The 18,730-nt window shown below is 54.4% G+C and carries 17 protein-coding genes; 8 read left to right on the top strand and 9 right to left on the bottom strand.

Going from position 1 to position 18,730, the window contains the following annotated elements; all coding sequences use genetic code 11:
• Positions 1 to 414: 414 nt before the first annotated feature.
• The gene (locus B9K09_RS01040; protein WP_087518929.1) at positions 415 to 1,719 is read left to right on the top strand and encodes an MFS transporter; all 1,305 of its coding nucleotides are present in this window, start codon (positions 415 to 417) and stop codon (positions 1,717 to 1,719) included.
• Here B9K09_RS01040 and B9K09_RS01035 read toward each other — a convergent pair.
• Entirely contained in the window at positions 1,712 to 1,921 is a 210-nt protein-coding gene (locus tag B9K09_RS01035) for a hypothetical protein (protein ID WP_087515104.1), read from the bottom strand. The genes B9K09_RS01040 and B9K09_RS01035 overlap by 8 nt on opposite strands.
• 472 nt (positions 1,922 to 2,393) lie before the next feature.
• Here B9K09_RS01035 and B9K09_RS01030 point away from each other — a divergent pair, with 472 nt between their 5' ends.
• From B9K09_RS01030 to B9K09_RS01015, 4 genes are all read left to right on the top strand, one after another.
• On the top strand, positions 2,394 to 3,434 hold the full coding sequence (locus tag B9K09_RS01030) for a GlxA family transcriptional regulator (protein ID WP_087515103.1): 1,041 nt from the start codon (positions 2,394 to 2,396) through the stop codon (positions 3,432 to 3,434).
• A gap of 683 nt (positions 3,435 to 4,117) precedes the next feature.
• Positions 4,118 to 4,795 carry a (2Fe-2S)-binding protein gene (locus B9K09_RS01025; protein ID WP_087515102.1) on the top strand — a complete coding sequence of 226 codons (678 nt, stop codon included), beginning with the start codon at positions 4,118 to 4,120 and terminating at the stop codon, positions 4,793 to 4,795.
• Entirely contained in the window at positions 4,795 to 5,790 is a 996-nt protein-coding gene (locus B9K09_RS01020; RefSeq protein ID WP_087515101.1) for a xanthine dehydrogenase family protein subunit M, read from the top strand. Before B9K09_RS01025 ends, B9K09_RS01020 begins: the two co-directional genes overlap by 1 nt.
• Positions 5,787 to 8,027 carry a xanthine dehydrogenase family protein molybdopterin-binding subunit gene (locus B9K09_RS01015; protein ID WP_087515100.1) on the top strand — a complete coding sequence of 747 codons (2,241 nt, stop codon included), beginning with the start codon at positions 5,787 to 5,789 and terminating at the stop codon, positions 8,025 to 8,027. Before B9K09_RS01020 ends, B9K09_RS01015 begins: the two co-directional genes overlap by 4 nt.
• 103 nt (positions 8,028 to 8,130) lie before the next feature.
• Here B9K09_RS01015 and B9K09_RS01010 read toward each other — a convergent pair whose 3' ends face one another.
• Positions 8,131 to 9,045 (bottom strand): LysR family transcriptional regulator, encoded by a 915-nt coding sequence (locus tag B9K09_RS01010; protein ID WP_087518928.1) that lies wholly within the window; start codon positions 9,043 to 9,045, stop codon positions 8,131 to 8,133.
• A gap of 169 nt (positions 9,046 to 9,214) precedes the next feature.
• Here B9K09_RS01010 and B9K09_RS01005 point away from each other — a divergent pair, with 169 nt between their 5' ends.
• The 3 genes from B9K09_RS01005 (at position 9,215) to B9K09_RS00995 (ending at position 11,487) form a co-directional block, all read left to right on the top strand.
• Entirely contained in the window at positions 9,215 to 10,558 is a 1,344-nt protein-coding gene (locus tag B9K09_RS01005; protein ID WP_087515099.1) for a nucleobase:cation symporter-2 family protein, read from the top strand.
• Positions 10,559 to 10,621: 63 nt separating this feature from the next.
• Positions 10,622 to 11,131, top strand: coding sequence for a nucleoside deaminase (locus B9K09_RS01000; protein ID WP_087515098.1), 510 nt, complete (start codon positions 10,622 to 10,624; stop codon positions 11,129 to 11,131).
• Positions 11,128 to 11,487 carry a hydroxyisourate hydrolase gene (locus B9K09_RS00995; protein WP_087515097.1) on the top strand — a complete coding sequence of 120 codons (360 nt, stop codon included), beginning with the start codon at positions 11,128 to 11,130 and terminating at the stop codon, positions 11,485 to 11,487. The genes B9K09_RS01000 and B9K09_RS00995 overlap by 4 nt, the downstream gene beginning before the upstream one ends.
• An 8-nt stretch (positions 11,488 to 11,495) precedes the next feature.
• On the opposite strand, the gene B9K09_RS00990 is transcribed toward B9K09_RS00995, so the two are convergent.
• The 7 genes from B9K09_RS00990 to urtA form a co-directional block, all read right to left on the bottom strand.
• Positions 11,496 to 11,843: a zinc ribbon domain-containing protein gene (locus B9K09_RS00990; RefSeq protein ID WP_087515096.1), complete on the bottom strand. Its 348-nt coding sequence runs from the start codon at positions 11,841 to 11,843 to the stop codon at positions 11,496 to 11,498.
• A 132-nt stretch (positions 11,844 to 11,975) separates the two neighbouring features.
• Complete coding sequence (gene fmdA, locus B9K09_RS00985) at positions 11,976 to 13,205, bottom strand: formamidase (protein ID WP_087515095.1); 1,230 nt, start codon at positions 13,203 to 13,205, stop codon at positions 11,976 to 11,978.
• A 208-nt stretch (positions 13,206 to 13,413) separates the two neighbouring features.
• Entirely contained in the window at positions 13,414 to 14,103 is a 690-nt protein-coding gene (gene urtE / locus B9K09_RS00980; protein WP_087515094.1) for an urea ABC transporter ATP-binding subunit UrtE, read from the bottom strand.
• Positions 14,104 to 14,235: 132 nt separating this feature from the next.
• Complete coding sequence (gene urtD, locus B9K09_RS00975) at positions 14,236 to 14,997, bottom strand: urea ABC transporter ATP-binding protein UrtD (protein WP_087515093.1); 762 nt, start codon at positions 14,995 to 14,997, stop codon at positions 14,236 to 14,238.
• Entirely contained in the window at positions 14,994 to 16,178 is a 1,185-nt protein-coding gene (gene urtC / locus B9K09_RS00970) for an urea ABC transporter permease subunit UrtC (RefSeq protein WP_087515092.1), read from the bottom strand. Before urtC ends, urtD begins: the two co-directional genes overlap by 4 nt.
• A 100-nt stretch (positions 16,179 to 16,278) precedes the next feature.
• On the bottom strand, positions 16,279 to 17,199 hold the full coding sequence (urtB, locus tag B9K09_RS00965) for an urea ABC transporter permease subunit UrtB (RefSeq protein ID WP_177408620.1): 921 nt from the start codon (positions 17,197 to 17,199) through the stop codon (positions 16,279 to 16,281).
• 116 nt (positions 17,200 to 17,315) lie between these two features.
• Entirely contained in the window at positions 17,316 to 18,530 is a 1,215-nt protein-coding gene (urtA, locus tag B9K09_RS00960) for an urea ABC transporter substrate-binding protein (RefSeq protein WP_371917442.1), read from the bottom strand.
• Positions 18,531 to 18,730: the final 200 nt, after the last annotated feature.

Genomic DNA, 18,730 nt, shown 5'->3' with positions numbered 1-18,730 from the left:
CGTGTGCTCTAACTATAAAGTAGACGACACAAGCGAAGTAATACGTTCGGCCACTTGTGTCGGATATAAATAATAGGGCACAAGCCACGGTTTTCTGATCGAGAATCTAAATAAAACGTGGTCTGTCTCTTATTAATCCTGAGGTGAAAGCCTAGGTTAGACCTACCCCTATCTCCCTATCTCTTAACCCCACCTCCACAACTTATCCTCTATGGCCCAATGTGAGCAGTCGTCATTATTGGCGACTAATGCTGAGCGAACTATAGGGTTGCCCCTGTTCAGGCCCTAAAGCTTTAGCTTAAGCGTCGTGTATGGATAGTTTTTTGGCGAAAGGAGTACCCCTGTTCAAAAGATGCAATGGGTATTTTGAAAATTGACCTTCATAACCTAACAACAAGCAAAAAAAGGGAATCCATGACCAGCCACGAGCAGATAACAGACGCACGATCTGTAGATCTCGCGACCTTAAAGAAGGTAATCGCAGCCTCTGCAATCGGGAACTTTGTCGAGTGGTTTGACTTCGCGGTCTATGGCTTTCTCGCTGTCACCATAGCCAGTTTGTTCTTTCCTGAAGGCAACGCAGCATTAGCATTACTGCAAACATTTGCTGTTTTTGCGGTGTCCTTTGCGTTACGTCCACTCGGAGGCATTTTCTTCGGAACCTTGGGTGACAAAATAGGCAGAAAGCGTGTTTTAGCAATTACAGTTCTTATGATGGCTGGCGCGACAGCGATGATTGGCCTATTGCCGACTTATGCAGCCATAGGCATATATGCGCCACTGCTTTTAGCACTCGCAAGGTGTGCGCAAGGTTTCTCCGCAGGTGGGGAATATGCGGGTGCATGCGCTTACGTTATTGAACATGCGCCGGTAGAGCAAAAGGCTCGGTACGGGAGTTTTATTCCAGTTTCCACCTTCATAGCGTTCGCCTTGGCTGCAGCATTAGTTTATGGCCTTAATTTTTTCGTCTCAGAGCCTGATATGAACCAGTGGGGATGGCGTATCCCGTTCTTGATCGCAGCGCCATTAGGGTTAATTGGTTTATACATGCGCTTGCATCTGGATGAGTCACCCGCGTTTGTAGCATTAAAAGCGCAGCCTGTAGCAGAGCATTCACCCCTCAAAAACACCTTTAAGAATCATTGGCAGACTATTACTTGCCTCATGGCTTTTATTTCCGCTACAGCGCTTTCTTTCTATATGTTCACTACCTACTTAAGCACTTACATGCAAGTTGTAGGGGGAGCCAGTCGTCCCACCGCGTTGCTGGCTGTATTTTCTGCTCTCATCTTTGCCGCTTGCCTGTGCCCATTTGTTGGTCGCTACTCAGATTATGTCGGGCGCAGAAAAACGATCATGACCGCCTGCGGGTGTCTTATCGCCGCTGTGTATCCAGCGTTTGCGATGGCGGCTTCCGGACAGTTGATTTACTTAATCCTAGGCGCCTCACTGCTTGCAGTCGGGGCGGTGATATGCGGCGTGGTAACAGCAGTTCTTTTGTCCGAGCAATTTCCAACCCAAGTCAGATATACAGCATCAGCCTTCACATACAACATGGCCTACACGGTGTTCGGTGGAACGGCGCCCCTGGTTGCGACATGGCTGATTGCAGAGACGGGCAACCAAATGTCACCTGCCTATTATTTAATCGTTATTGCCCTGCTGGCCCTTATCGGTGGCCTCGCACTGCCTGAGACCTCAAAAAAACCACTCAATTAATAGTCCGGCACAGGTTGCGCAGGTGTGTATGCGTCTCACTGACGCCAGGATTTAAGCCGTGCACCTTGGTGTGGTGGTCTACTGAAACCGCGAACGCGTTGAAGACATGCGCAAAGCTGGCCTCACTACGGCCAATTGCACCCTGAAGACGACTGTTGTGGCCTGTCTTCAGGTTGTCCTGGGTCAAAGTACTCGCCGCCATCAGCCACAACGCCTCCCTCACACATATCGTTTCCTGCCTTAAGGCGACCTCTTGAGAACGCAGGAATGCCAAAGCAAGCTCTTTTCTACGCGACGGATCGCCATGCGCAGCTGATTACAGACTCCCCCGAGCCTGAGTAGGCAAAGAGCACCAGCGGCACGGTTTATTTCCAAAACTGGGCAAGCCAAGATTTGTCGAGCATCTGGCGTTCTCTGTGCAGCGAGAAATGTCCGTTACAAAGCGAAAAAGTGGGGATAAGGTACCTGTCAGTGCCCCGTTGCATTGTCTCTGGGTAAGGTGCGGAGGTAGTCGGAGCGGGTCTACACCTCAGGGCGACTCAAACCTCGCCACTGCAGGTCGATCTGGGCAGTGGTTGAACCGCTATTTTCACCCGCGCTACAGATCAATATGATTATCCGCACCATGAATATCGCTCCGGCCAAGCTATACGCAATTAATGAGTAGCAAAATTATGAGATCGTCGTTCGAGAGCGTCCTGAAAGATAAAAACCGTTTGCACCTCAATCGCTTGATATATGACGAGCGAGAGAAGGCTGTGCAGCACGTTGCATTTTTGTTGCTCGACAATTTCTCGATGATGGCGTTTACCGGCGCAGTCGATGCGCTTGTCACGGCGAATTTGATGAGCACGGCGCCACTTTATGAAATATTAGTGGTTGGGACTCAAGACCTGATTGTCAGCGACCTGGGCATCTCAATTTCAGTCGATTGCAACCTAGCTGATTTAGATGAACGCCAACAAAGTCTCATCTTGATTTGCGGTGGTTTCCGTGTGGCATTAAAGGCGCAACAGATTATCAGAACCAAATTACGCTCAGCCGACTCGGCCGGGGCAACCCTTGGCGGCTTGTGGAATGGTTCGTATTTTATTGCTGAGGCAGGCCTCTTGGATGGATACGACTGCGCCTTCCACCCCGACAGCAGGGCCATGATGGCTGAGCTTTTCCCTAAAGTTCAGCTTTCAAAACACTCATTTGTATTAGATCGCAAGCGAATAGGCTGCGCAGGCGCTAACAGCTCGTTAGGCATGATGCTCGAGTTCGTCAAGCTTGGGCATGGTGACAGCTTGGTTCATGCCGTAGAGGAAGTACTCAGCTGCGATAAAACCAAAGAAACTCTGGATATTTCGGCGCTAACGCTAGACAACAACCTGACCTTGCCACAGCCGCTCAAACTGGCTCTGGAGTTGATGCACAATAATATAGAAGAACCCCTGACGATTGATGAAATCGTCGCTCATGTAAGCATGTCCAGGCGTCAACTTGAGCGCCTGTTCTGTCGCCATGTCAATGTTACCCCTCCCCGTTATTACCTCGAGTTGCGTTTAACCCATGCTCGCCAGTTGCTACAACAAACCAACAGGTCCTTAGCCGATATCGCAGTGGCAAGCGGATTTATTAGCATTTCACACTTCCGTCGATGCTTCCGAGAGTTTTTTGATATTTCCCCAGGACGGTTTCGTACCGGGGGACACAAAACAGGGGACACATGAACTTAGGGGTATAAGCCGAACTGACGTTGCCCTTAGATTTCACAACAGACCAATCGCACCTGCCCACCTGATGCTCGGACAGACTTCATTCCTTTGCATGACATCGCGTTCGTGAAATCATCCAAGTCGAACAAATTTTCACAGAAGTCACTGCTCGCTGTAACCAAACGCCACTAGCATTGCGCTCGCGCAGCGCCTACAAGTGTCTGGTTGATCTGGACATCGTGTGACCGCTCCATTAGCTCGCCTTACCCAAGATATTCAATAGAACTAATCATTGAAGCCTTCCCGTTACCCTCCCCCCAAAGCCAATTTGCTGAAATAGGCAATAACTCGCTCCTATTGAGCAAGTCTGAACACTCGTCGATATATAAGCTCATATAAAGAAGTGAAACTGCTTTGCTGCGGGTGATGAGGCGGCAGTTCAGGTGCGGTTATCTATCAGACATCTAACCGTGGCACCGTTATGAGCAGCGCTTTCTGCTGCCAGCCGTCTTTCGACTGCGCTACGCCTTTGATCATCAGGGCGCACGGCAGCAGTTGAGCTGGCTTGCACACGATTCAATCTTGGACAGATAAAAACAAGCGCGATGCAGAGGGCTCAAGCAGTCCCGATCCAGCTGTTCGATCTATACAAAACAGCTCCGTGATTTGAAGCGTTACAACCGATGAGGACCGAAGTAATGACTGATCCGACTGAAAGCAATATTCACGACTCAGACAGCACCGGCCAATTGTTCAAGGAACTGACGACGCCCTCAAGGCGCAATTTCCTTCGTACTATCGGTATTTCCGGCATGGCTGCTGCGACCGCACCTATGTGGGCCCAGGCCGCACAGCTTGAAACGCCAATCGACGACAGCGACACACCGTTAGCAAAAGGTGAGCTGCGCGTCTCGCTTAAGGTGAATGGCCAGCAACACGCTCTCAACATTCCTGGCAACGCAGTGCTGCTTGACGTATTACGCGATCGACTGCAATTGACCGGCACCAAGAAGGGTTGTGATCACGGCCAGTGCGGGGCTTGTACTTTGCACGTTAACGGGCAGCCGATGAACAGTTGTCTCTCCCTGGCCGCGATGCATGAGGGTGATGAAATCACCACCATTGAGGGGCTGGAGCAAAACGGTCAACTGCACCCCATTCAAGAAGCCTTTTGGGCACATGACGCGTTTCAGTGCGGCTACTGCACTTCAGGCCAGATGATGACCGCTGCGGCGATCATCAAAGACCCCAATATCGGAGCCGACGACGCCAGTGTACGTGAAGCAATGAGTGGCAATATCTGCCGCTGCGGCGCCTACAAGAACATTCTGGCAGCGGTGCAAGATGCCCGTGGCAAACTGCAAGGAGCCAGCTAATGAGAACCTTGGAGTATATCCGCGCGAGCAGTCCCGAGCAGGCCATTGCCTCTCACTCACGCAACGACGCTACGGCCTTTCTTGCGGGCGGCACCACACTGCTGGACCTGGTCAAACTCGACATCATGCAACCTGACCAAGTGGTTGATGTGCATACCTTGGCGCTGAACCAGATCGAAACCTTGAGCGATGGTCGAACCCGGATTGGCGCCATGGTCAGCAATACGCAACTGGCCAATCACCCGCGAATCAAAAGTGAATACGCGGTGTTGTCGCAGGCTCTGCTTTCCGGGGCAACTACTCAACTGCGCAACAAGGCAACCACTGCCGGTAATGTGATGCAGCGAGTGCGCTGCAATTATTTCCGCGATGGCGTCTCAGCGTGCAATAAACGTAATCCCGGCTCGGGCTGTGCGGCCATTGAGGGCCACAACCGCAGCGTGCATGCAGTGTTGGGCACCAGCGATCAATGCATTGCCACCCATCCCTCGGATATGTGTGTGGCCATGGCTGCAATTGGCGCCAGTGTTGAAGTGCAAGGCCCGTCCGGCAAGCGCGAAATCAATTTCTTGGATTTCCATCTATTGCCCGCAAGCACGCCGTGGAAGGAGCATGCACTCAAGCCGGATGAGCTGATCACGCATGTCACCTTGGACGCACCGCTGGCGAACAATCAGTCCGGTTATTTAAAGCTGCGTGATCGCAGTTCATACCAGTTCGCTCTGGCATCCAGCGCCGTGATTTTGGTCATGGATGGCAAGGTTATCCGCGAAGCGCGTATTGCCATGGGCGGCCTGGGTACAAAACCATGGCGGGCGCTCGAAGCAGAACTCGCACTGCGTGGGGTAACGGCTAGCCCGGAAGCCTTCGCCAAGATCGCCGCTATTGCCCTGCAAGGTGCAGTGCCTTATTCGCACAACGCCTACAAGATCCCATTGGGGCGGCAGGCCATTGTGCGCAACCTCATGACACTTGGTACAGGAGCGTTGGCATGAGCGAATCAATTATGGGTGCATCCCCTCGACGCGTCGACGGGCGCTTGAAAGTCACCGGCCAGGCCATGTATGCCGCGGACCAGCATCCGCAAGGAATGGTCTTCGCATATGGCGTGTTTAGTAACGTTGCCAGCGGCTCGATCAAATCACTCGATATCGAATCCGCACGGCGCTCTGCTGGGGTGATCGAAATTCTTCACCATGGCAATTTTCCCCAAGCATTCCACTCGCCGCCCGCGCAGTTCTCCCTCGAAAAAGTACTGACATCCACACGTATTGACGAGAAGCGTTTGCCGTTTGAAGACGAGGTCATTCGCTATGCAGGGCAGTTCGTTGCTCTGATTATTGCTGACACTTTCGAACATGCCCGCGAGGCCGCTTACAAAGTTAAGGTCAGCTACACCGACAGCCGCGCATTGGCCAATCTCAAGCAAGGATTGCAGCAAGGCTCGCCTGATGACAGCGGCCGAGGACATAAGCGCGGCAATCCCGCCGAAGCGTTCGACGCCGGTGTGCAAACGATTGACGCGACATACACCACGCCAGTTGAAACCCATAACCCAATGGAAATGCACGCCACCGTCGCGCTATGGGAGAACAACAAGCTGGTGGTGTATGAATCCACCCAGTCGGTGGTTGTGCACCGCAATACCCTTGCCCAGATTTTTGGTTTGCCGACCGAACGGGTGGAGGTCAGAGCCCCTTTTATTGGCTCAGGCTTTGGCGCAAAGCTGTGGGTTTGGCCCCACTCGGTGGCTGCATGTGCCGCTGCCAAGGTGGTTGGCCGCCCCGTACAGTTGGTTGTGCCGCGGGCTCAAATGTTCACGACCGTTGGGCATCGTCCCGAAACGCAGCAACGCATGCGCTTGGCGGCCGATGCCCAAGGCAAGCTGGTTTCACTGCGACATGAGTCGGTGAACACCCGGGGGATGGGCGATCCGTATCTTGAGAATTGCGCAGGTATGAGCGCCAGCCTTTACTCATGTGCCAATGTCGAAACCAGCCACGCCACAGTGCCGGTCAACCGTGGGGCGCCGACGTCGATGCGTGCACCTGGGGCGGCGCCGGGCTTGTTTGCCTTGGAGTCTGCGATTGATGAGTTGGCCGAAAAATGTCAGTTGGACCCTCTCGCGTTCCGCCAACTCAATTGGGCTGAGCAAAATGAGGAGGAAAAGCTGCCTTGGTCCGGTAATCATTTGCGCGAAGCCTTGGCCGAAGGAGCCAAGCGGTTTGGCTGGGATAAGCGCAATCCAAAAACTGGCAGCATGCGTGAAGGTCATGAAGTCATAGGTTACGGGATGGCGCAGTGTAATTGGGAGGCTTTGCGAACACCTTCCAAGGCGCGTGTATCCTTGAAGTCCGACGGCAGCGCCGAAGCCTTTTGCGGCGTCCAGGATATCGGCACTGGAACCTACACGGTAATCGCGCAATGTGTCAGCGACCTCACGGGCTTGCCATTGAACAAAATCGTCGTGCACTTGGGCGATTCGACTTTTCCTCCGGGCCCTGTATCCGGCGGCTCCTGGGTTACAGCCAGCGTATTGCCCGCGGTGGCTGAAGCTACCCGCGCAGCGCTTACGCAACTTAAAGGCTTTGCCGTATCTACCGATGGCGGGCTTGCCGACGCCAAGCCGGATGCAATAAAAGTCAGTAACGGCAAGTTGGAAAGTGGTACCACAAGCATCGCATTCGCTGATGTTCTCAAGCGCTTGAAACTCTCCAGTGCCGAGGGCGAAGGTCACACGGGAATGGCTGATACCGAGAAGCATGCGTTCGGCTCCTTTGGCGCGCACTTCGTTGAGGTGCGTTGGGACCCGGGTATTTCGCGGTTGCGGGTTTCGCGGGTGGTCAGCGCAATCGATGTTGGCAAAGTCATTAATGCCAAGACCTCGCTCAATCAGGTCGAGGGGGCAATTGTCATGGCAATCGGTATGGCGCTGTTCGAAACCACCGATTACGACGAGCGCAATGCCATGCCGGTGAACAATAACTACGCCGAATATATGGTGCCGGTGCATGCCGACCAGCCGGAGATCGAGGTAATTCTGCTCGACTATCCTGACTACAACCTCAATGAGTTTGGCGCTCGCGGAATCGGTGAAATCGGGATAACCGGACTTGCCGCAGCGGTGGCGAACGCTGTCTACCATGCGACCGGTAAACGAGTGCGCGACCTGCCCATCAGTCTTGAGAAACTGATGAGTGACGAAGCACTCCAAGGCACAGCCATTTCCTGACTGCGTGGCTCAGGCGAAGATGTCTTGGCTACAGGGCATCTTCGCGCCACGGATAAAATAATCGAGGTGTGTTCCCGATTAATTTTCTGCGTGCTGACCTGTCTTACAACGTCGTTGACTGGCCGTTGCGGTCCAGCTCGAACACTTTGCTTTGCATCAAGCGCTGCTTAAGCCAGCGCTCGGCTTTGCCACCACGTGACTGTCGCGGCCATACGAGGTCAACCCCCACCAACCAGTCAGTGTGTGGGTAAGCGTCAAGTTGCAACTCAACCAATTCGCCATTGCCCAGCTCGCGCAAGATGAGCTGTCGCGGCAAGGTTGCCCAGCCCAATCCCGCACGCACCATTTCCAATATGGCCAGGTAACTTTCCGCCTGCCACATCTGCGTGGACCTGAGGTATTCACTGCTCGGTAGTTTGTCGGCATGCGTGCTGAATACCAGCCGACGATGCGCATGCAACTCGGCAAAGCTCACTTGTTGGTGCTGAGCCAGAGGGTGCTCTCGATGAGTGACGTGCACCATGATCAATTTACCCATCTGCATAAACTCAAGTTCGCGCGGGTAGTCGGGTTGCGAGAACGCCACGCCAAGCACGGCCTCGCCTTTGAGCAATATCTCGCTGACATCACCATCCACAGGATGCCGGACGATCAGGTCGACCGAAGGAAATTGCTGCTCAAACTCGACGAGGACCGGCACCACTGTGGTGTAGGGAACCTCAATGGCCAGCGTCAGGCATGGTTCCACATCCTCGGCCATGCCGTCGGCGTGGCTTTCCAGCGCAAGACAACGTTCGATCACGGCTTCAGCTTGCAAAAGCATTTTCTGGCCAGCGGCGGTCAGGGTCGGAATACGACTTGAGCGATCAAACAGCGCCACGCCCAGATCAGTCTCCAGATTGGCTATCGCAGCGCTGACTGTCGATTGTGTGCGGCCCATTTTGCGCGCCGCCGCGGAGAACGAACCCGCTTGCACGACGAGGATGAAAACCTGTAACTGATCCAGTGAAAAGCGCATAGCAAGGCCCAAGTAATCCATCGACAATAGCGATGGTTATTCATTTGTTCCATCGAGATCAAGAGGGGAATACTCAACTCAGCCAGCCCAGATTCTCTAATCGGCCAAAGAGTCGATAGCCTGAGCTGCATTAATAAGAACAAAGCTGCCCTCTTCTGGAGACACGCTAATGAAGCCTACACAAGTCCATCCGGTTGATGAGGTTCTACCCATCCGCCAATTGTTCACCTTTGGTTTGCAACATGTTCTGGTTATGTATGCTGGCGCCGTGGCCGTTCCATTGATTCTGGGTAGCGCGCTGGGGCTTACCTCAGCGCAAGTAATATTGCTGATCAACGCCAACTTGCTGACTTCAGGTGTGGCGACTTTGATCCAGACCATTGGCTTCTGGAAATTTGGTGCCCGCCTACCGTTGATCCAAGGCTGCTCATTTATTGCCCTCGCCCCCATGATCATGATTGGCAAGGAGTTCGGCCTTAGTCAGATATTCGGTGCAGTGATCGCCGCTGGCGCTATCACCATTGCCCTCGCACCAATTTTCAGCCGCCTGCTGCGCTTTTTCCCGCCGGTTGTCATTGGCAGTCTGATTACCATCATTGGCATCTCACTGATGCCCGCTGCAGCTATCTGGTTGGGCGGTGGTAATCCAGGAGCCGACGACTTTGGCTCGCCTGCCAACCTGCTGCTTGGGCTGGTCACGGTCTCAATCACACTGGTGGTCTACGCTAAGTTTTCCGGTTTTATCGGCAATCTCAGCGTGCTCATCGGCCTTATTTTGGGCAGCTTGGTCGCAGCGGCCTTCGGCATGACCAACTTTAGCCGAATAGGCGAGGCGGCATGGTTCGAGCTGAGCCCACCGATGGCTTTTGGCGCACCGGAATTCTCGCTGATGCCTATTCTGATCATGACTCTGGCAATGCTGGTGATCATGGCTGAAACCACCGGTAACTGTCTGGCCATCGGCAAGCTGACTGGCAAACCGACCACCCAACAAACGCTAGCGGGTGCCTTTCGCGCCGACGGTTTATCAACCATGCTCGGCGGGTTGTTCAACAGCTTTCCCTACAATGCCTTCACCCAGAATACCGGTTTAATTGCGCTCTCCAACGTCAAGAGTCGCTTCGTCGTTGCCGCCGCTGGCGCGATCATGGTGCTGATGGGCTTGTTTCCCAAACTGGGCGCGTTGATTGCAGCGGTACCGACGCCAGTGCTGGGCGGCTGCGCCATCGTGATGTTCGGAATGACTACCGTGGCCGGTATTCAAGAGCTGTCTCGAGTCAAATTCGAAGGCACACGCAACGGCATTATTGTGGCTGTCTCGGTCAGCATTGGCGTTCTGCCAATGTCATACCCTGCATTATTTGAACAAGCCAGCGGCACCCTCAAGCTGATCCTGGAAAGCGGTATTTTCCTGGGCGCCATCACCGCGATTGTTCTGAATCTGTTGCTCAACAATGAAGATCAAAACGTAAACGATCTAGCCCTCGAAACTAATCCCGAACCGATCAAGTAAGCCCCTCCTCCTCTTGCACCTGACCAAGAGGAGGATCTGCCAATAATCAGGACAGGAGTCGTTATGACTAGTTTTACCAACCTTACCCCTGCCAACGTTTCAAAGCTCGACCTGGATCTGCTACGTCAATCGATCCAGCTTTCTGAGGAAGCCAAACAGCGCGGCCGTCACCCTTTCGCCGCCTTGGTCGCCGATCAGAATGGCAAAATCATTGCCAGTGCTGGCAACAACTCCATGCCGCCAGAAGGTGATCCAACCCAACACGCGGAACTGGCTGCGGCAGCCTTGGCAGCCAAACTGCTGAGCCCGGAAAAACTGGCTAAATGCACGCTCTACACCAGCGCCGAACCCTGCTGCATGTGTTCCGGCGCGATCTATTGGACCGGTATCGGCCGAGTGGTATACGCCCTTTCTGAGCACGCATTGCTAGGGCTGACCGGCGACCACCCGGAAAACCCCACCTTCTCCTTGCCATGCCGCGAAGTGTTCGTGCGTGGCCAACGACAGGTTGAAGTATTGGGACCGATGCTGGAGGAAGAAGCCGCCAGGCCTCATCAAGGTTTTTGGCAATGAATGCCGGCATTTCCATCCATGTCGTTGATGTTGCGACCGGAAAAGTCGCCGAAGGATTAGCCCTAAGCATCGAGCGTCTCACCGGTACAAACCGCGAACTGATCTGCGCAGGCCAGATTGCAGCCAATGGCTTATTCGCTGAGCTAAGCGAGCACTCGGCGGTATTCGAATCTGGCCACTACGAAGTCAGTCTCGATGTAGCGGACTTCTATCGCGCACAAGGTCAACAGCTACCGCGAGTGCCCTTTCTGGATGTACTGGTCTACCGCTTCGGGCTGGACGACACCCAGCAGCATTACCACCTGCCTTTTAAGCTAACCGCTTGGGGACTGTCCTGCTTTCGCGGCGGTGCTTGAAGCTGAATTCAATGACTAATCATCCAGGGGCGACCCGCAGGCTTGCCTTTCATCGCATGCGGATTGGCCTTGGTGGGTGACAGTGGCTTGTTGGGTGTACAGCAGCCGCAGCCTTTGGGGTGTTTGCGGCTTTGCTTGTACTCATCAAGAGTCTGCGGGGCGTTGGCGCTGCGTTCGTTGGCTGCGATAGCGCTACGCTGAGCGCCAGGCATAGTTGCCAAACTCGGCGCACTAAGAATCACGCGCGTGCTCAAGGTTCCGCAATACGGGCAACCACAGGGTTGATCGCGATCGGCCATGGGCCGCAGCAAGGTGAAATCACCGCAACGGGCACAGTCATATTCGTAGATCGGCATACACGGCTCCTGAAGTTTTAGTGTTCGCCGCCCTGGCAAGCCTGGCCGCCGTCCAAAGCGCCAAACCTGCCAGGGGGAGAACTCGGTTGCCGGAGGTATGCACCGGCTTGTTGATCAAAGAAGCGGTTTGGCTTAAAGGTCCGGCGCAATCGGCAGGTCAATGCTGCCATCAAGAAACTGGGTTGGACCGTTGGCGTTCGGGTTGATGTCAAAGTCGAAGATTTCTGTCGGCAGCCACAAGGTGGCGCAGGCGTTGGGTACGTCGACAATCCCGCTGATATGCCCCTGCACCGGCGCCGAGCCAAGCAATGCATAACCTTGGGCGGGTGAATAACCGAACTTGGTCAGGTAGTTAATGGCATTCAAGCAGGCCTGCTTGTAGGCGATGTTGACGTCGAGGTAATGCTGCTTGCCGGACTCGTCGACCGAGATGCCTTCGAAGATCAGGTAGTTGTTGTAGTTCGGCACAATTGGGCTGGGTTTAAACACCGGGTTCTTGATCCCGTACTTGGCCATGCCACCTTTGATGAGCTCAACCTTCATGTGCACCCAACCAGCCATTTCGATAGCGCCGCAGAAGGTAATTTCACCATCGCCTTGACTAAAATGCAGGTCGCCAACCGACAAACCCGCGCCATCGACATAAACCGGAAAGAAGACTTTTGAGCCACGCGACAGGTCTTTGATATCGCAGTTACCACCATGCTCACGCGGCGGTACAGTGCGCGCACCGGTCATGGCTGCCAAATCGCGCGCCTCACCTTTCATCTTGCCCATGTGTGCAGTGGGCGCCATTGGCGGGTTGGCCAGCGCAGGTACGCGATGCGGATCGGTATCGATCAATTCCTGCTCGCGCTTGTTCCAGTCAGCCAACATTTTGTGATCAGGCAAACAACCGATCAGGCCAGGGTGAATCAAGCCTGCGAAGTTCACCCCCGGAATGTGCCGCGAGCTGGTGAACATCCCTTTGAAATCCCAGATAGCTTTCTGCGCCATGGGGAAGTGATCGGTCAGAAATCCACCGCCATTCTGCTTGGAAAAGAAGCCATTGAAGCCCCACATGGACTCAGCCTTGGCGCCAATGTCGAGCAAATCAACCACCAGCAAATCACCGGGCTCGGCACCGTGCACGCCAACCGGTCCAGACAGGTAATGCACGGTGGACAGATCAACATCACGCACGTCGCTGGCATCGTCATTATTCTTGATCGCACCAGCAGTCCAGTCATAGGTTTCAAGGATGAAATCGTCGCCCGGTTTAACCCAGCAAGCCATCGGAATATCCGGATGCCAGCGGTTATGAATTTGCTCGTTCTCGGTGGCGGGTTGATTGAGGTCGACCTTGATGAGTGTTTCGGCCATGACAGAACTCCTGGGACCATTGATAGGGACTTGGCGCTGAAGCGCCGGATACGGGGCTAGTCTTAAACGTAGGCTAAAATGACGGAATACGCTGAATGACGTATTAGCGCCCCCTCTTGCCGCGAGGCTTTCAGCGCAACGTGGGCACCGAAAAAAGCCAGCACAGAGAACCTGTGCCAGCTCGGCAATCGACCGTTGAGATCAGTAATTAAACCGACAAATACCGACTGATGGTTGCCTCGTCGACCTGGTCGCGGGTTTCCTCGATGACAAACTTGCCCTTCTCGATGACGAGGAAACGATCCGCAACTTCCAGGGTGAACGACAGCACTTGCTCGGACACCACGATCGTCAGGTCACGTAGATTGCGGATATCTTTAAGCTTATGGGCGATGTCTTTGATGATCGATGGCTGAATCCCCTCGGTTGGCTCATCAAGCAGTAAAACCTTGGGGTTGGTTGCCAAGGCGCGGGCAATCGCCAGTTGTTGCTGCTGCCCACCTGAAAGGTTGCCGCCCTTGCGTGAACGCATCTCGTGCAGCACCGGAAACAGCGCATATAGGTCGTCAGGCACTTTGCCCTTGGCCGAGGCAGGCAGGCCGGTCTGGATGTTCTCCAGTACGCTCATGTGCGAGAAAATCATCCGCCCCTGCGGCACATAGGCAATGCCATGCTCGACCCGCTGGTGGGTTTCCAACTGGGACACATCATGACCGTCGATAGTGATCTGTCCGCCCCACTGCGGCAGCACACCCATCAGGCTCTTGAATAACGTGGTCTTGCCCATCCCGTTGCGGCCCATGACAGCAACGATTTCCTTCTTCGCCACGTCCAAATTAAGCTCATGAAGGATTTGGCTCTGGCCGTAACCGGACACCAGATTACTGATTTTGAACATGGTTATCCCCTGTGACGTTCAGCTGGACCACACAAGGTGTAGCCAGCCGATGCTCGATTGTTTGCTCGATAAGTTGGCCGCTGGAATACGCGTTTAAACAGCTCGGCGCCCTGTTCTGGGCGCACCCCGCACTTAATGGCCGAGATACACCTCAATCACTTTCGGGTTGCTCTGCACCGCCTCCATGCTGCCCTCCGCCAGAACCTTGCCCTGATGCAGCACCGTGACGCGGTTAGCGATGCTTTTGACGAACTCCATGTCATGCTCAATCACCAACACCGAGCGGCCTTGGCTGATGCGGTTGAGCAGTTGCGCGGTCTGCACTCGCTCGCTGACGCTCATCCCGGCAACGGGCTCATCGAGCATCAACAGCGCAGGGTCTTGCATTAGCAGCATGCCAATCTCCAACCACTGCTTTTGGCCGTGAGACAGCAGATCGGCTTGCTTATCGAGAAAGTCACTGAGGAAGATTTCAGCAGCGACCTCCTCAACCCGCGCAACCACCTCCGGTGTGCGCTTAAAGAACAGCGCGCTGAAGACGTTGCGACCTTTGGGATAAGACATCTCCAAGTTCTCGAACACCGTCAGGTTCTCGTAGATGGACGGGTTCTGAAACTTACGCCCGACCCCGGCGCGAACGATGTCGTACTCGCGCATTTTGGTGAGCTCGCGGCCATCGAACTCAATGCTGCCAGCGGTTGACTTGGTTTTGCCGCAGATCAAATCAAGTACCGTGGTTTTACCGGCTCCGTTCGGCCCGATCACCACGTGTACCTCGTTGCGATCGACATAGAGGTTCAAGTCGTTGACCGCCTTGAACCCATCAAAGGAAACCGTCAGCCCTTCAACGGCCAGTACCGGCTTGGCAGCCTGAAATCCTGCTGGACTACTCATGGCGTGGTCTCCAGTTCACGGGCGGGTTGCACTTCAGCGGGCTTGCTCACTTGCACACGGGTCTTGGGCACTGGCAGGCCAAACAACTTGCTGCCCAGCGTCGTACGTGAAAGCCATTTACGCCCATGGCTTTCCCACAGCCCGGCAATACCGTTGGGGAAATACATGACCACGACGATAAACAGCCCGCCCATCAAGTACAGCCACAGCTCGGGGAAGCTCTCGGAGAAATAGGTTTTGCCGAAGCTCACCAGCAAGGTTCCGTACACCGCGCCAAGCAACGACATACGCCCTCCCACAGCGGCGAAGATGACCATTTCAATCGACGGCACGATGCCGACAAAGCTGGGCGACATAAAGCCCACTTGCAAGGCAAACATCGCCCCACCAATCGCCGAAAAGGCCGCCGCCACGCAGAACACGAAAATTTTAAAGCTGGCTACGTCATAACCAGAAAAACGCACACGCTCTTCTTTGTCGCGCATGGCCATCAACAAGCGGCCAAGTTTCGAGGTCAGAATAAAACGCCCCAGCAATACGCAACCGAGCAGCAAGAAGGCATTCACAAAGTAAAGGATGATCTTCGAGCTATCAGGGCGAATATCCCAGCCAAGCAGGGTCTTCAGATCAGTGATGCCGTTGACCCCGCCCGTAAGGCCCTGCTGACCAATAATCAGAATGGTCAGAATCGCTGCAATCGCCTGGGTAACGATAGAGAAGTAAACATCGCCAACCCGGCGCTTGAACATGGCGATACCAATGATCAATGCCAGTAGCGTCGGCACTGCAATCACCGCCAGCAGGGTGAAGCTGAAGCTGTGAAACGGTTGCCACATCATCGGCAATTCGGTGATCTGGTTCCAATCCATAAAATCTGGAATACCGGGCGTTGACTGTATCTTGGTGCTTTCCGGATCGGATGCCTCAAGCTTGAGAAACATCGCCATGCAGTAGCCACCCAGCCCGAAGAAGATGCCCTGGCCGAGGCTGAGAATGCCGCCGTAACCCCAGCAGAGCACCAGCCCCACGGCAACGAATGCATAGGTCAGGTACTTGCCGACCATGCTCAGACGAAAGGTGTCCAGCATCAGCGGAAACACCACCAGAATCAGTACGGCCAGCACCAGCAGACCAATAGCCCCCTGTTTGCCACCCAGCAGACTTTCATATGCATTTTTCATGGACGGCTCCTACGACTCTGCATCACGCCTGCAATGACCCAACGGGGCACTGCAAGCTCCTGCGCCAGCGCACTGGCGCCTTTCAAAAGCGACATCTGCATTACTTGCGCACCTTGATCGAGAACAACCCTTGTGGGCGCAGCATCAGGATCAAAATCACCGCTGACAACGTCAGCACCTTGGCCATTGAGCCGGAAAGGAAGAACTCCATGATCGATTGCGCTTGAGCGATGGTGAACGCCGAGGCGATGGTCCCGACCAGGCTGGCTGCGCCGCCAAATACCACGGTAAGGAAGGTATCGACGATGTACAGCGAACCAGCGGTTGGGCCAGTCGATCCGATGGTGGTAAACGCCGCGCCAGCCACGCCAGCCACGCCGCAACCAAGGGCGAAGGTCATGCGGTCGACTTTTTTGGTGTTGATGCCTACCGCTCGGCTCATCACCCGGTTCTGCATGGTCGCGCGAACCTGCAGGCCCCAACGCGAGCGATACAACATGATGAAAATGGTGGCCGTCAGCAGCGCCGTAAGACCCATCACGAACAAGCCGTTTTTAGGAATGTCGATGGCCTCGGAAGGCGCCCAGGAACCCATGATCCATTCCGGCATTTCCGCACCGACCTCGCGCGCACCAAAGATCGAACGAAACGCCTGCTGCATCACCAATGACAACCCCCAAGTGGCCAGCAATGTGTCCAACGGCCGGTGATAAAGCTTGCTAATCATCAACCATTCAACCAGCCAACCGAGTGCCCCCGCGATCAGGAACGACGCAACAATGGCGAAGAAAAAATAGTACGGCTGCAACGCCGGGAAATATTGCAAGGTGACTGATGAGATCACGTAAGTGGTGTAGGCACCGACGGTCAGGAACTCGCCGTGAGCCATGTTGATCACGCCCATCTGGCCGAAAATAATCGCCAGGCCCAAGGCCATAAGCAACAGTACACAGAATACCGACAGGCCGTTAAAGCCTTGCATGACGGCAATCGCGCCGAATTCGGAGAGTGATACGTCCATCTTGAAGGCTCCCGCTGGTGGAGAATTAAACAGGGAGATAAGCGTTCGCCCGGCAATCACGCGGGCGAACTCTGCAGCGATGGCACTGCCGCCATCGCTGCGCTTGCTGGCCTTGCTTACTGGTAGCCTTTAGGGAATGGATTAGGCTCGATCAGCTCGGACTCATGAACGACCGTGAACGTACCGTTAGCCTGAATCTCGGCGATGCGCGCCTTGCTCCACAGGTGATGGTTTTCATGAACTTTCACGTAGCCTTCAGGTGCGGTGGTCAGCTCAATACCCGGTGAGGCAGCAACCACTTTGTCGACATCGAAACTACCGGCTTTCTCAACCGCTGCTTTCCATAACCATGGGCCGAGATAGCCTGCTTGAGTTACGTCGCCGATGACTGAGTCTTTGCCGAACTTAGCTTTGAATTCCTCAACAAATTTTTTGTTGTTGGGGTTATCCAACGTCTGGAAGTACTTCATCGAGGAGTAAAAACCCTTCATGTTTTCACCACCGATACCGAGCATTTCATCTTCAGTCACCGAGATGGTCAGCAGGGTTTGCTTGTCGGAGGTGATACCTGCGGCTTTCAATTGCTTGTAGAAGGCGACGTTGGAGCCGCCCACAACTGCGGCGAAGACCACATCAGGTTTTTTCAGTTTGATTTTGTTGGTCAGCGAACCAAACTGGGTGTTGCCCAGCGGGTAATACTCTTCACCAACGACCTTGCCGCCGAGCACGTTTTCAATGTGCTTACGTGCAATTTTCATTGAAGTGCGTGGCCAAATGTAGTCAGAGCCGAGCAAGTAGAAGGTCTTTGCGCCCTTCTCTTTGGCAATCCAGTCAAGGCTCGCAAGGATCTGCTGAGTGGCTTCCTGGCCGGTGTAAATCACATTCTTCGATTGTTCCAGGCCTTCATAAAACGTCGGGTAGTAAAGCAAGCCGTTGTCTTTCTCAAAAATCGGCAGTACCGCTTTACGCGACGCGGAAGTCCAGCAACCGAAAACAGCGGCAACCTTGTCGCTTTCCAGAAGTTTCTTGGCCTTCTCAGCAAAGGTTGGCCAGTCAGACGCACCATCTTCCTGGATGATTTTGATTTGCCGACCCAGGATGCCGCCCGAAGCGTTGATCTGGTCAATCGCCAAGCGCTCAGCCTGAATAGAGCCGGTTTCCGAAATCGCCATAGTGCCAGTTGCCGAATGCAGTTGGCCGACGGTTACGGTGGTATCGGTCACCGCCAAACCGGTGGTGTTGACGTCATCCGCCAGGGCGGTTTGGCTGAGCACGCTCGCGGCCAGCAATGAAAGCGCCGCAGCCCCCAGAGTCAGTCGTCGGGGAAGCATTCTTTTCGCACCCGTGAGTCGTAAATCCATGGTCTTGCTCCTCGTTGTGGTGTTACCGCACCGGCTCGCCTTTCGGGTACCAGGTCGGGTTGCAGCAAGCATGCGGCTGCAGAGAGCAATGGCGGTATACGCAGCTTGACGTAACCGCATACGTCGTCTGACGTACAGGCAAACGCCCCGCACTGGTGCAAGATCACGCC

It is taken from the genome of Pseudomonas sp. M30-35, assembly GCF_002163625.1.
GTDB lineage: Bacteria > Pseudomonadota > Gammaproteobacteria > Pseudomonadales > Pseudomonadaceae > Aquipseudomonas.
This window is presented reverse-complemented; position numbering and strand designations above follow the sequence as displayed.

Bases quoted from the DNA above. Each gene is read 5' to 3' on its own strand.
- B9K09_RS01035 (WP_087515104.1), bottom strand. From the start codon at position 1,921: ATGGCGGCGAGTACTTTGACCCAGGACAACCTGAAGACAGGCCACAAC.
- urtD (WP_087515093.1), bottom strand. From the start codon at position 14,997: ATGAGTAGTCCAGCAGGATTTCAGGCTGCCAAGCCGGTACTGGCCGTT.
- B9K09_RS01030 (WP_087515103.1), top strand. From the start codon at position 2,394: ATGAGATCGTCGTTCGAGAGCGTCCTGAAAGATAAAAACCGTTTGCAC.
- B9K09_RS01005 (WP_087515099.1), top strand. From the start codon at position 9,215: ATGAAGCCTACACAAGTCCATCCGGTTGATGAGGTTCTACCCATCCGC.
- B9K09_RS01010 (WP_087518928.1), bottom strand. From the start codon at position 9,045: ATGCGCTTTTCACTGGATCAGTTACAGGTTTTCATCCTCGTCGTGCAA.
- B9K09_RS01025 (WP_087515102.1), top strand. From the start codon at position 4,118: ATGACTGATCCGACTGAAAGCAATATTCACGACTCAGACAGCACCGGC.
- B9K09_RS01000 (WP_087515098.1), top strand. From the start codon at position 10,622: ATGACTAGTTTTACCAACCTTACCCCTGCCAACGTTTCAAAGCTCGAC.
- fmdA (WP_087515095.1), bottom strand. From the start codon at position 13,205: ATGGCCGAAACACTCATCAAGGTCGACCTCAATCAACCCGCCACCGAG.
- urtA (WP_371917442.1), bottom strand. From the start codon at position 18,530: ATGCTTCCCCGACGACTGACTCTGGGGGCTGCGGCGCTTTCATTGCTG.
- B9K09_RS01020 (WP_087515101.1), top strand. From the start codon at position 4,795: ATGAGAACCTTGGAGTATATCCGCGCGAGCAGTCCCGAGCAGGCCATT.
- urtE (WP_087515094.1), bottom strand. From the start codon at position 14,103: ATGTTCAAAATCAGTAATCTGGTGTCCGGTTACGGCCAGAGCCAAATC.
- B9K09_RS00995 (WP_087515097.1), top strand. From the start codon at position 11,128: ATGAATGCCGGCATTTCCATCCATGTCGTTGATGTTGCGACCGGAAAA.
- B9K09_RS01015 (WP_087515100.1), top strand. From the start codon at position 5,787: ATGAGCGAATCAATTATGGGTGCATCCCCTCGACGCGTCGACGGGCGC.
- urtC (WP_087515092.1), bottom strand. From the start codon at position 16,178: ATGAAAAATGCATATGAAAGTCTGCTGGGTGGCAAACAGGGGGCTATT.
- B9K09_RS01040 (WP_087518929.1), top strand. From the start codon at position 415: ATGACCAGCCACGAGCAGATAACAGACGCACGATCTGTAGATCTCGCG.
- B9K09_RS00990 (WP_087515096.1), bottom strand. From the start codon at position 11,843: ATGCCGATCTACGAATATGACTGTGCCCGTTGCGGTGATTTCACCTTG.
- urtB (WP_177408620.1), bottom strand. From the start codon at position 17,199: ATGGACGTATCACTCTCCGAATTCGGCGCGATTGCCGTCATGCAAGGC.